Source organism: Bradyrhizobium sp. CCBAU 51753 (assembly GCF_015291565.1).
Lineage (GTDB): Bacteria > Pseudomonadota > Alphaproteobacteria > Rhizobiales > Xanthobacteraceae > Bradyrhizobium > Bradyrhizobium ivorense.
The window spans coordinates 5249258-5261767 of record NZ_CP030037.1 but is presented as its reverse complement, the minus strand read 5'-3'; the positions used below and the strand labels follow the sequence as shown (position 1 = coordinate 5261767).

The following is a 12510-nucleotide window of genomic DNA, read 5'->3' as shown; positions in this document are numbered from 1 at the left end:
CCGGGAGGTCATGAGCCGCAAAATTTCGCTGATGGCAGATCAACGCGGCGCCGTCGCGTTGGAGGTGCCGGCTGTTTGGCTGTTTCTGATGCTGCTGGTGATTCTGCCGCTGGCCGATATTGCGATCGTCGGCTTCCGCTACATATCCGCGTACCAGGCCTTGCGCACCTTCGGACAATCCATCCTGTATTCTCCGCCACCGGATGTCACGAACGCGTCTACCTGGTCGGCAACGGTGACGGCCAAGGCGGACAGCCGTTATCCTATACCCAGCGTCAAGCTCGTTTGCGGCGAGAGCAATGCTGTCTGCGATTCGACCAATTCCGCTGCCACTCAGCCGAAATACTATGTCTATACGACAACGATCACAGTAACGCCGCTCGTTTTGAGGTCGGTGCTCTGTACGAGCAGCAATTCCAATCCCTGTTCGTTCACGCTAACTTACTCAGAGCGATTTCAATAGGTGCCCCATGCGTAACATGCTCCGTTGCAGTCGAGGGTCAGTCGCGTTCGCAACCGTGATTGCATTGGTGCCGTTGGTCGGAGCGTTGGCGATCGGCGGAGAGGCCGGGGTCTGGTATGTCACCAAGCAACGCGTCCAGGGTGCGGCCGATGCGGCAGCCTATGCGGGCGCCTTGAAGGTGGCGTGCGACAACGCTCCGCAGCCCGGCGTAACGTGCAACAATTCGCAGCCATACGATTACCGCGGCAAGCAGGCGGCAGCTCAGAACTCGTTCTGCAATACGGGCGATACGTCCTATCCCGGCTCCAAATGTTCGACGAGCCTTCCGAGCGGAATTTCACAGAGCGTGCAGGTCGCTTCGCTGACCACGTGGAACGGGGTCTCAGGTCAATACGTCCAGGCCACCATCACTCAGACGCAGCCGGCATACATCGCCAAGGTGCTTGGGCTCACGACGGTCAGTGTGGCCGCAACGGCGGTCGCCGGTATTTCCGGTCTATCGAAACCTCCCTGCGTGTTATCGCTGAAGGACCCTATCACGTTCCAGGGCAGCCCTACTCTAACGTCGCCAACCTGCGGTGTCGCCTCGAACAGTGCGGCCGATAATGCAATCGGCTTCAAGGGCAATTCCGGCATCTCGGTGGATGCGCCGAGCTACACCGTCGGTGGCTGCTCCCAGACGGGAGGAAGCCAATGCACGAATGTGAAAACCTATCAGCAATCGGTCCCCGATCCGTTGAGTGGATTGAGCGCCGCGATCGGAGCCTTGAAGGTGCCGAACGATTTTCCCAGCAAATCGTGCAGCGGCTCGACAATCATCTCTTATGAAGCCGGCGCGTGCGTCAATACCAACGGCAACCCTTCTTTGCCTTCCACAGCGCTGAACGGCACGTACTACATTACGGGGAACCTCAAGATCAACGGCAGCCCGACCATAACGGGAACCGCTACCTTGATATTTTTTGGAGGAGGATCACTCACCATCACCGGAAATCCGACGATCCAACTGACGGCGGTGAAGTCGCCTGCGGGGCCGTCCGCATTGTCCGCATCGGCGAAGGCTCTGATGAAAGATCTTCTGATCTACGATGATGAGGCCTCGAGTCTTGTCAAGGTCACCGGCAGCTCCACCAGCTATTTCAATGGCACGGTCTATATACCGAATTCCCCTGTCACATACAGCGGCAACAGTTCGGGTGCGCCGAGCACCGGGTGCTACCAGGTCATAGCCTACTCCGTGCAATTCGTGGGCAACACAAGGCTGGACAACACTGGTTGTATATCAGACGGAGCAGCGAAGCCGAACGTTCAAACGGTGCGTTTGGTGCAGTGATGAGAAGACTCGATCAGCGCGGTGCGGCGGCGTTTGAGTTTTGCATCGTCGCCATGGCGATTTTCACCTTGATATTCGCCTTGGCCGACCTGGGGCGTTACGCAATCACGATGCAGTCGTTGCGGTCGATCGCGGGCGCCGGTGCGCGGGCCGCCATGATCAACACATGCTATACAGACGCCGCAATGAAGATCACCACAACCGTCACCTGCAGCGGTGACTACACGACCGACACCCAGAAGAGAGCGCTTGCTCCATTCCTTTATGATCGCGGCTTCACGCTGACAGTGAATACGGTGACCGGAACCTCCTTCGTCACCGTGACGGCATCGGTGACGGGCTTCACCATGTTGTTTCCGACGGTGTGGGGCACGTCGTTCAATAACCCGAGCGTCACCACCCAAATCCCGTTGCCAAACTGAAAGAGCTGCTGCCCGGCGGTTGCGGGCGCACGGTGAAGCAAGAATCGCCGAAGCACTGACCCAAGCCGGCCGCCGCTCAAGCCTGATCTGGCCGCCCGCACGCTGGCAGCCGGCAGCCCGGCAACCCGGAAGTGGTGCGCGCTGGCAACATCGCGGAGTTTTCTCTGGCGCTGCGGCAACCCGGCGACGGTCTTTCCTTGCAAACGATGTTCGGCGGGGGATTATCTGAAGGTCGCGCTTTGCGGCTGGCGGGTGCCCCCAGATGGGCCTCGAGCGAGAGGGGAAGTCTCGGCTCAGTGCGCCAGGACCGGGAATTTGTAGGTAACTATTTGTAATCGGACGCATTGTAAGCTCCACGGCGTAATGTGCATGGGAGAGTGATCCGGACGCCGGGGGAGCCGTAAAATTACGGATGCCGCGATATCGCGGTGGAGGGGATTGGAAATGAGTAGCGGTCGCGTGTGGGGTAGCGCGGAACGTGGTCTCTTCGCCTTGAGCCTGGTGGCTCTTGGCGGCGCGCTGGCCTTTTTCCCGTCCGCCGATCGCGCGCGGGCGGCAGAGCGGGGGAGCTCTTCCAGCGGCGTCTTTGTCAGCGAGATGAACGACGTCCAGCGCGTCAGGGTGACGGTTAACAAGTCACGCACCTTCCGGGTCGATACGGCATTTTCGTCGATCGTCGCGGGCTCGCCCGACATCGTGGATGTGAAGTCGCTGACCGACCACCTGATCTACGTCCAGGGCAAGAAGACCGGCACTACCAATGTCATCCTGTTCGACAGCTCGATGAAGCAGATCGGCATTCTCGACGTCGAGGTGACCCTCGACATCGGCAGCCTGCAGCAGAACATCCAGTCCGGGCCGGGTACGCGCGGCATTCGCGTTTCTGCATCCCAGGGCCAGGTGGTGCTGAGCGGAACGGCCGCCGATGCGGTCGCGGCTGAGCGGGCGCTGACGATTGCCAAGGGCAGCGTTCCCGAGGGCGGCATCGTCGTCAACGCCATGTCCGTCGCCGCGCCGCAGCAGGTGATGCTCGAGGTGCGTTTCCTCGAGGTCAACCGGCAGGCCGGTCGCAACCTCGGTGTGAACCTCTATGCGGCGAACGCCAATGGCACCAACGTCGGGAATACGGGGCTTGGCTCGCTGAACACAGCGGCAGGCAGAGTCCCTGTTGGTGGCGTTAATGGCGATGTTGGTGCTCCTCCCACGGGAAGCCTTCCTCTGCTCTCAACCATAGGAACGCTCGTGGGCACTGCCGGCGTATCTCCGGCTCCGTTCGGAAGTCTGTTGACCAGCATTGTAAGAACCAGCAACGGCGGCTCGGTCGATCTGCTGATTACGGCGTTGGAGCAGAAGGGATTGGCTCGCCGGCTGGCAGAACCGAACTTGACCACGCTGTCCGGGGACGCCGCGCGCTTCCTGGCCGGCGGCGAGTTTCCGGTGCCGGTACCGACCACGACATCGGGCAGCAACTTTCCCACCATCGGAATCGAATACAAGCAGTTCGGCGTCCAGCTGGCCTTCGTTCCCACCGTGCTCTCGCGCGGCGTAATTAATCTTCGCGTCGAGCCGTCGGTCAGCGAGCTTGATTTTGCGAACGCGGTGACAATTCAGGGAACCCAGGTTCCTGCACTGACCCGCCGCGACGCGCGCACCACCGTCGAATTGCGCGACGGCCAGAGCTTTGCCATCGCCGGCCTCTTGCAGACCCGCAACCGCCAGGACGTCTCGCAACTGCCGTGGATCGGCTCGGTGCCGGTGATCGGGACGTTGTTCAGCAGCAAGTCCTACCAGCAGGAAGAGACCGACCTCGTCATCATCGTGACGCCGCGCCTCGTGGCGCCGGCGGTGCCCGGCCAGCAGCTGGCATCGCCGCTCGACTCGCGCCTGCCGGCCAACGACGTCGACTTCTTCCTCAACGGCCAGATGGAAGTCCGCAAGCGCTACGACGACTACGTCAATTCCGGCGGCGAGGTGAAGGGGCCGTACGGCCACATCATCGCGCCCAATGCGATCGTGCCCGTTCCGCCACCGGCCGTTGGTGCAAACCAGCCGGTCGTGAAGACCCTGAACTAGAGGAGGCGAGGGATGACCATCAGGTACCTGGCACTGCTCGCACCCGTCCTGCTCGGCGGCTGCTACGGGGTTGCCGGTCATGACGAGATGGACCGTTACATCCAGCGTTCCGACACGCTCACGATGAGCGCCGGCGACGCCAAGGAAGTCAACGCCGCGACCCACACGATCCATCCATGGCCGCGCAATGTCAGTGATCGCCGCATCGCGTACGACGCGCGGCGCACCAGCGGAGGCATCACACGCTACGGCAATCAGCAACGCCCGCTGGATCAACTCCCCAATATGGGCGTTCCGACCGAAGCGATGGGCCAGCCGCCGCCCGTCACCACAATTCAGAATGTCAACGCGACCGGATTGGGCGCGGGGACCGGAGGATCGGTGGCCGTCGGGGTCGGAGGCGGCAGATAAGGAGCCGAAGGCCTCAGCCCCTCGAGCGCCGCCGCCCGCGTTGGATCGGGCCTGAGCGAGCAAGGGGCGGAGACTTGGGAGAAGGCTTGGGAATTGAGACGTGAGGGTCTGGCGCTGAGCTGTTCGGCAGGCCGCCTGTTACTCGTAGGTTGTTTCGAGATGGTTTTTGGGATGATGCAGGTGGTTCGCCGGGGCTGGAGCATGGGACGCGGATTGCGTCGTCTCATTCTACCGCTCGCCTGTTGCTGGCTGGCCGTCGGCCTTGCCGCCTGCGATTACACGACGCGGGAGGCGGCCATCGTCGCGCCCGTGGACCCGCCGGGCGGCGACCCCGTGCAGGAGCCGACCGACGTCAAATACTATCCCTCCGACGAGCCGGTGCGGGTCGGGCTGGAGCATTTCAACCGCGGCAATTACGGAATGGCGCAGCGCTATTTCAAGGACGCCGTCGAGAAATCGCCGAAGGACGTCACCGCCTGGGTCGGGCTCGCGGCGAGCTATGACCGGATCCGCCGCTTCGACCTTGCCGATCAGGCCTATGCGCAGGCGATCCGCCTCGGCGGCAAGACCGTGCAGGTGCTGAACGACCAGGGCTACTCCTACATGCTGCGCGGCAATCTGAGCGGCGCGCGGAAGAAGTTCGAGGAGGCCTATTCGCTCGATCCGGGCAACCCGGTGATCGCCAACAATCTCGAACTGCTCAACGGCAGCAGGAAGTTCATCGAGCGGCCGCCGAACAACCAGCCGTAGCCCGATCATTCGGGCCGATAACGGGCCGTCAACGCTATCCGGCCGGGGCCGGCCGGTGCCGGCAACCGTTAAGACTAGTTAAAAGGTTTTGGGCCTAAGACAAGCCAGTCATTTTCTGACCATGGCTTGTTTCATGAATCGCCTTTTCAAGCTGCAATTCCTGGGACCCTGCGTGCTGTTCGCGGCGACGCTTGCCGCCGAACTTGCGGCGCTGGCCCTGCAATATGCGCCGAGCTCCGAGCTACTCTGGTTCGTCAATCTCCGGATCTTCGGCATCTTCCAGCGCAGCCACGCATTGCTCGGCTCGCTCGTCGGGATCGACGGCTTGCAGTTTTTCGGCGTTGCGCTGCCGCTGTTCCTGCTGGCCTGCCTCGGACTTGTCGTCAGGGCAAGGCCTGCGTTCACCGTCGCAACTCACCTCAGCGCCGGCTATGCGGGCTTTCTGGTCTACGCCTGGCAGTACGGCGTGCCCACCTCGGCGCATGCGTCGCTTGGGCCAGTCGCGGTGCCGACCGGCGCCGGCCTGTACGTGATGGCGACCATTCTCGGGGCTTGCCTGCTGTCCTTTGCGATCACGCACCTGCTTTATTTCCAGGCAGTGGGCCAGGAAATCAGCGCGTTGGCCAGGTGGCTGCGACCGCGCCGGACGATTGCGTCGACAGCTGCCTGATCAGCGTCGGCGTCAACGCGCGCCGCGCTTCCAGATGATGTGGATTCACAGTTTGATTTGACTGCTGCGATGAAGCCTGCGGGCTTCTGCATCATCGCGCGCGAGCCAAATACGAATGCTACGTTAGATAGATTTCATCATAGATTCACGCGAACGTAGTGTTCGGCCAGCCGCTGGCATCCGGAAGGCCGCCGGCCTATCGTTAAAAAGTGGTTTACAATTCGAAATGCAGGTGTTTAGCTATTGACTTAATGCAGTGAATTGTTGCGTGCCCACGTCGACGGGGCTGTGGTTGAGGTCAAAGGTTGCGTAATGCGACGTAGGGACGAGCAATCGTCGTAGCGGCTGGAACGTGCCTGATCGGCGCCTCCGGCTATTTTTATTTCGAGTGCAGGTAATTTTGGGTGGATGCGGTCGCTGTCGCTGGAAGCACGTTGGGTGCGTCCACGACGTCAAGTGCGATCCGCAGGTGATTATTGCGGTGCACCCGGGAGGGTAGCCTGATGATTGATTTGGAATGACGTTGGCAATGCCTGGCCCGTTCGGGCCGACGAACTTCTGAGAAACCGCCTCTGTTGAGTTGGCCGCCGTCCGTGGAGCACCCGCTTCCGCGGAGCGTGCGATTGCGCGTCAACATCGAGCCGGTCGGAATTTTCTGGAAATGGAGCGTGCCCGTACTGCCGTGAAAAAATGTGAGCAGGGAGATTTGCTATGGCGACGTACAAATTCGACTCCGCGACCGGTACCTATGTCCTCAGCGACGACCTGCTCCTGGTCAGCACCGATCTCTCCGACTACGCACCCGGATCAACGGCGACCTTCACCGCGACGAAAGTCGCGCCAGGCGGCGCCGTCCAGTTCACGGTCTGGCATTCGATCGGCCCAGGCCCGGATGGCATCTGGGGCACGCTCGACGATCAACTGGGCGCGCCGCTGAGCGGCGGCGATCCCTGGATCGTCACCGACGGCGGCGCCGGAGATCTCGACGGCGTCGTCAACGGCACCATCACGACCTCATGGTACGTCAACGCCGACGCGGCCAACCAATCCTTCCTGCTGACGGCGGACGAGCCGGCGCTCGGCCTGAAAGCGACCACGAGCTTCACCGATTCGACGCTGGTCGACCTGACGTTCCAGACCACCAGAACGATCACCAGCGGAACCGTGACGGCAATCTTCTCGAGCGATCAGGTCACGGTCGGTGCCGGTACGGGTCTGCTTGACCCATTCTCTCAGATCGGCGGCAACACCGATCAGGTGCAGGGTTACAACACCGACTTCAACGACTTCCTGCTCGACAACGCGGGCAAGGGCGGCACCAACTTCATCCATTCGCTGAAGCTTTCCGACCTGCCGATCGAATTCGTCAATGGCGTCGGCTACTATCGCTTCGAGCTCGACATCAATCAGCTCAACGCTGCCGACAAGTCCCTGCTGTCGCTCAATGCGCTGCAAATCTGGCAGGCCAACTCCGCCACCTTGAACGACTACGCTCCCGGGGCCACTCCGGCCGCCGGCACCGGCGCGTTTCCGGCCGCCGACAACGCCACGTTGATCTACAATCTCGACGCGGGCGGCGACAAGTTCATCGGGCTCAACGGCAGCCTGCAGTCGGGCAGCGGCAACACCACCGACATGACCATGCTGGTCCCGATCAGCGCGTTCGATACCAGCAAGACCTTCGTCTACCTGTATTCGGCATTCGGCTATGAGCCCGGCACGTTCGACTATACCTATATCGACAAGCAGGGGGAGCACTCGGCCACCAGCCAGTGGACCAACAATGACGGTTTCGAGGAATGGAACCGGCAGATCGGGCAGGTCATCGACGGCCACAAGTTCAATGATCTCAACGGCGATCACGTCTGGCAGACGGCGACCGAGCCGGCGCTCAATGGCTGGACCGTTTATCTGGACTTCAACAACAACAACGTTCTTGATCCGGGTGAACCGTCGGTCGTCACCGGCAGCATCGACCTCGATAACGACGGCGATACCACCGACGCCAACGAGATCGGCTATTACCGCTTCTTCGTCACGCCAGGCACCTATACGGTGCGCGAGATTCCGCAAGCGGGATGGATCCAGTCGGCCCCCAACAACGCGGAAGGTGAGTTCAGCGTAACGTTGACCGATGGGCAAGACGCCCACAATCTCGATTTCGGCAATTTGCAGACCGGCTCGATCAACGGCATCAAGCTGCTCGACGCCAATGCCGACGGCGTAAAGCAGGCCGGTGAGAACACCCCGATCTCCGGGATCACCATCAACCTGTACAAGGATCTGAACGGCGACGGTGTGCTGCAGGCCGATGAGCGCGACGGTGTGCTCGATAACGACACCCAGGACTCCCCGTTCAAGACCACGACCACCGCGGCCGACGGCACCTGGTCGTTCAATAATCTCCCTCCCGGCAAGTACATTGTCGAGGAAGTGCTGAGCGGTGGCTATGTCACGAAGGACAATGTCGACGTCGCGATCACGCTGGCGTCAGGCCAGACCCACGGGGTCGATGCCGGCACCACCTTCATGAACTACAAGCCGGCCTCGGTGAACGGCATCAAGCTGCTCGATGCGGACGCCGACGGCGTTCACGACGCCGGCGAGAATACGCCGATCTCCGGGATCACCATCAACCTGTACAAGGACCTCAACGGCGACGGCGTTCTGCAGGCCGACGAGCGCGACGGCGTGCTCGACAACGACACCCAGGACTCGCCGTTCAAGACCACGACAACGGCGGCGGACGGCACCTGGTCGTTCAGCAACCTCGATCCCGGCAAGTACATTGTCGAGGAGGTGCTGAGTGGCGGCTATGTCACCAAGGACAACGTCGACGTCGCCATCACGCTGGCGTCCGGCGAGACCCACGGGGTCGATGAAGGCACCACCTTCATGAACTACAAGCCGGCGTCGGTGAACGGCATCAAGCTGCTCGACGCTGACGCCGACGGCGTCAAGGATGCCGGCGAGAATACCCCGATCTCCGGGATCACCATCAACCTGTACAAGGATTTGAACGGCGACGGCGTGCTGCAAGCCGACGAGCGCGACGGCGTGCTCGACAACGACACTCAGGACTCACCGTTCAAGACCACGACGACGGCGGCGGACGGCACCTGGTCGTTCAGCAACCTCGATCCCGGCAAGTACATTGTCGAGGAGGTGCTGAGCGGTGGCTATGTGACCAAGGACAATGTCGACGTCGCCATCACGCTGGCCTCGGGCGAGGCCCACGGAGTCGATGAAGGCACCACCTTTATGAACTACAAGCCGGCCTCGGTGAACGGCATCAAGTTGCTCGATGCGGACGCCGACGGCGTTCACGACGCCGGCGAGAACACGCCGATCTCCGGGATTACCATCAACCTGTACAAGGACCTCAACGGCGACGGCGTGTTGCAGGCCGACGAGCGCGACGGCGTGCTCGACAACGACAGCCAGGACTCGCCGTTCAAGACCACGACGACGGCCGCCGACGGCACCTGGTCGTTCAGCAACCTCGATCCCGGCAAGTACATTGTCGAGGAAGTGCTGAGTGGTGGCTATGTCACGAAGGACAATGTCGACGTCGCCATCACCCTGGCCTCCGGCGAGACCCACGGGGTCGATGAAGGCACCACCTTCATGAACTACAAGGCGGCTTCGATCAACGGCATCAAGCTGCTCGACGCTGACGCCGACGGCGTTCACGACGCCGGCGAGAACACGCCGATCTCAGGAATCACGATCAACCTATACAAGGATTTGAACGGTGACGGCGTGCTGCAGGCCGATGAGCGCGACGGCGTCCTTGACAGCGATACGGAAGATTCCCCGTTCAAGACCACGACGACGGCGGCCGACGGCACCTGGTCGTTCAACGGCCTCGATCCCGGCAAGTACATTGTCGAGGAAGTGCTGAGCGGCGGCTATGTGACCAAGGACAACGTCGACGTCGCCGTCACGCTGGCGTCCGGCGAGACCCACGGGGTCGATGAAGGCACCACCTTCATGAACTACAAGCAGGCGTCGGTGAACGGCATCAAGCTGCTCGATGCCGATGCGGACGGTGTCAAGGATGCCGGCGAAAACACGCCGATCTCCGGGATCACCATCAACCTGTACAAGGACCTGAACGGCGACGGCGTGCTGCAGGCCGATGAGCGCGACGGCGTCCTTGACAGCGATACGGAAGATTCCCCGTTCAAGACCACGACGACCGCGGCCGACGGCACCTGGTCGTTCAGCAACCTCGACCCCGGCAAGTACATTGTCGAGGAGGTGCTGAGTGGCGGCTACGTCACCAAGGACAACGTCGACGTCGCCATCACGCTGGCCTCCGGCGAGACCCACGGGGTCGATGAAGGCACCACCTTCATGAACTACAAGCCGGCGTCGGTGAACGGCATCAAGCTGCTCGACGCCGATGCGGACGGTGTCAAGGATGCCGGCGAGAACACGCCGATCTCCGGGATCACCATCAACCTGTACAAGGACCTCAACGGCGACGGCGTGCTGCAGGCCGATGAGCGCGACGGCGTGATCGACAACGACACCCAGGACTCCCCGTTCAAGACCACGACGACGGCGGCCGACGGCACCTGGTCGTTCAGCAACCTCGACCCCGGCAAGTACATTGTCGAGGAGGTGCTGAGCGGTGGCTATGTCACCAAGGACAACGTCGACGTCGCCATCACGCTGGCCTCCGGCGAGACCCACGGGGTCGATGAAGGCACCACCTTCATGAACTACAAGACGGCGTCGGTGAACGGCATCAAGCTGCTGGACCTCGATGCGGACGGCGTCAAGGATGCCGGTGAGAACACCCCGATCGCGGGGATCACGATCAACCTGTACAAGGACCTCAACGGCGACGGCATTCTGCAGGACGACGAGCGCGACGGCGTGATCGACAACGACACCGAGGACTCGCCGTTCAAGACCACGACGACGGCAGCCAACGGCACCTGGTCGTTCAGCGGCTTGGACCCGGGTAAATACCTCGTCCAGGAGGTGCTGAGCGGCGGCTATCTGTCGGCGGACAAGACGACGATCGCCCTGACCCTCGCGTCCGGGGAATCCCACGGCGTCGACGCCGACACCACCTTCATGAACTACCTCAACGGCTCGATCCACGGCTTTAAGTTCGAGGACGTGAACGCAGATGGTGTGTACGACGCGGATGGCGCCGACAACATCGCGAACACCGCCGACGATGAGAAGCCGATGGCCGGTGTTACTATCCAGTTGCAGGGTGATATTGACGGTAACGGGACCCAGGACACTATTACCACCACGACCGATGCGAACGGCAAGTTCTCATTTCTGAACCTCCATCCGGGCGCCTACACGGTCACCGAGCTGTTCACCGACGGCGGCCAGACCTGGGCGGCAACCGTCGATCACAACAATGACGGGATCGGCGACAATACGACGACGGTCACCATCCAGAGCGGCGAAGAACTGGTGGCCTTCGCGGGCGATGCCGGCCTCGGGGCCAACGATCCGCAACACGAGGTCGTGGTCGGCGATGACCTGTTCTTCGGCAACCATGCGGTCGGGGCAGTCGGGCTTACGCCCGGCTTCTGGTGCAACCATCTCTACGTCTGGGACGGCGTTGCCAACAACGGACCCTCGGACGGGCAGGGCCGCTTCCTTGCCGACAAGCTTGCCGACGGCGGCGTGATCGAGCAGCCAGACATACTCAACCTGCTGCCCAATCATTCCGACGCGAACAGCAACTTCGTCGACGTCGACAATGACGGCAAGAAGGACCTGGTATTCGAGGGTTCGAATGGAAAGTGCCTCGTCATCGAGTGGGATGACGCGCAGGAGATCGTTTGTGGTTCCAATGGCACCGGCGGCGACAAGCTCGGTGATTTCGCCCGATACGCGATAACGACGTTGCTGAACGATGTCGGTGTGCCGGACTTCAACGCACCGGCCGGCCTCCTGACCGATATCGCCGATTGGCTGATCAAGTACGGCGGCACCAAGACGGACACTCTGAATACCGGTGGGACGACGTGCGAGGTGTTGCAGTACAACAACTCGAGCGAGCCCGGGAAGGACGGCTTCACCAAGACGGTCAAGGCCAGCAGCGCTGCCTGGCAGGTTGGTGAATCCGACGACGGTATCCCGTCCGGCAGCGACATCTTTGCCGCGATGAACGCGCTCACCGATTCAGCTGGCAGTAAGCAGCTCGCGGTGTCGCAGAATCAGTCGATGGTTCTGCTCGGCGTCAACAATGGAGACTATCTCGGTGTCATCGACGCCTGGATCAACAAGGACAGCAGCTACGTGAATCTCGTCTAGTTGACGCTGGCTTTCTGCGGACCAGGCCCGGCCAGGCTAGATAGAAAACCTGGCCGGGTGCCGCGGGCGCCGAGGTAGAGTTTTTGGTTGG

Annotated in this window: 8 protein-coding genes; all 8 read left to right on the top strand. The window is 61.6% G+C overall.

What is annotated here, in order from left to right; all coding sequences use genetic code 11:
- Positions 1-10: 10 nt before the first annotated feature.
- Entirely contained in the window at positions 11-463 is a 453-nt protein-coding gene (locus XH93_RS23940) for a hypothetical protein (protein ID WP_194469379.1), read from the top strand.
- A gap of 55 nt (positions 464-518) precedes the next feature.
- Positions 519-1796 (top strand): pilus assembly protein TadG-related protein, encoded by a 1278-nt coding sequence (locus tag XH93_RS23935; protein ID WP_194469378.1) that lies wholly within the window; start codon positions 519-521, stop codon positions 1794-1796.
- A complete protein-coding gene (locus tag XH93_RS23930; protein WP_246799282.1) occupies positions 1796-2218 on the top strand; it encodes a TadE/TadG family type IV pilus assembly protein in 423 nt (140 codons plus the stop codon). The genes XH93_RS23935 and XH93_RS23930 overlap by 1 nt, the downstream gene beginning before the upstream one ends.
- 444 nt (positions 2219-2662) lie before the next feature.
- Entirely contained in the window at positions 2663-4291 is a 1629-nt protein-coding gene (locus XH93_RS23925) for a type II and III secretion system protein family protein (RefSeq protein ID WP_194469377.1), read from the top strand.
- A 12-nt stretch (positions 4292-4303) separates the two neighbouring features.
- The gene (locus tag XH93_RS23920) at positions 4304-4702 is read left to right on the top strand and encodes a hypothetical protein (protein WP_194469376.1); all 399 of its coding nucleotides are present in this window, start codon (positions 4304-4306) and stop codon (positions 4700-4702) included.
- Between the two features lie 213 nt (positions 4703-4915).
- The gene (locus XH93_RS23915; RefSeq protein WP_194475313.1) at positions 4916-5452 is read left to right on the top strand and encodes a tetratricopeptide repeat protein; all 537 of its coding nucleotides are present in this window, start codon (positions 4916-4918) and stop codon (positions 5450-5452) included.
- A gap of 172 nt (positions 5453-5624) precedes the next feature.
- Positions 5625-6122 (top strand): hypothetical protein, encoded by a 498-nt coding sequence (locus XH93_RS23910; RefSeq protein WP_246799280.1) that lies wholly within the window; start codon positions 5625-5627, stop codon positions 6120-6122.
- Between the two features lie 711 nt (positions 6123-6833).
- Entirely contained in the window at positions 6834-12419 is a 5586-nt protein-coding gene (locus tag XH93_RS23905) for an SdrD B-like domain-containing protein (protein ID WP_194469374.1), read from the top strand.
- Positions 12420-12510 lie beyond the last annotated feature (91 nt).

Bases quoted from the DNA above. Each gene is read 5' to 3' on its own strand.
- XH93_RS23940 (WP_194469379.1), top strand. From the start codon at position 11: ATGAGCCGCAAAATTTCGCTGATGGCAGATCAACGCGGCGCCGTCGCG.
- XH93_RS23930 (WP_246799282.1), top strand. From the start codon at position 1,796: ATGAGAAGACTCGATCAGCGCGGTGCGGCGGCGTTTGAGTTTTGCATC.
- XH93_RS23925 (WP_194469377.1), top strand. From the start codon at position 2,663: ATGAGTAGCGGTCGCGTGTGGGGTAGCGCGGAACGTGGTCTCTTCGCC.
- XH93_RS23920 (WP_194469376.1), top strand. From the start codon at position 4,304: ATGACCATCAGGTACCTGGCACTGCTCGCACCCGTCCTGCTCGGCGGC.
- XH93_RS23905 (WP_194469374.1), top strand. From the start codon at position 6,834: ATGGCGACGTACAAATTCGACTCCGCGACCGGTACCTATGTCCTCAGC.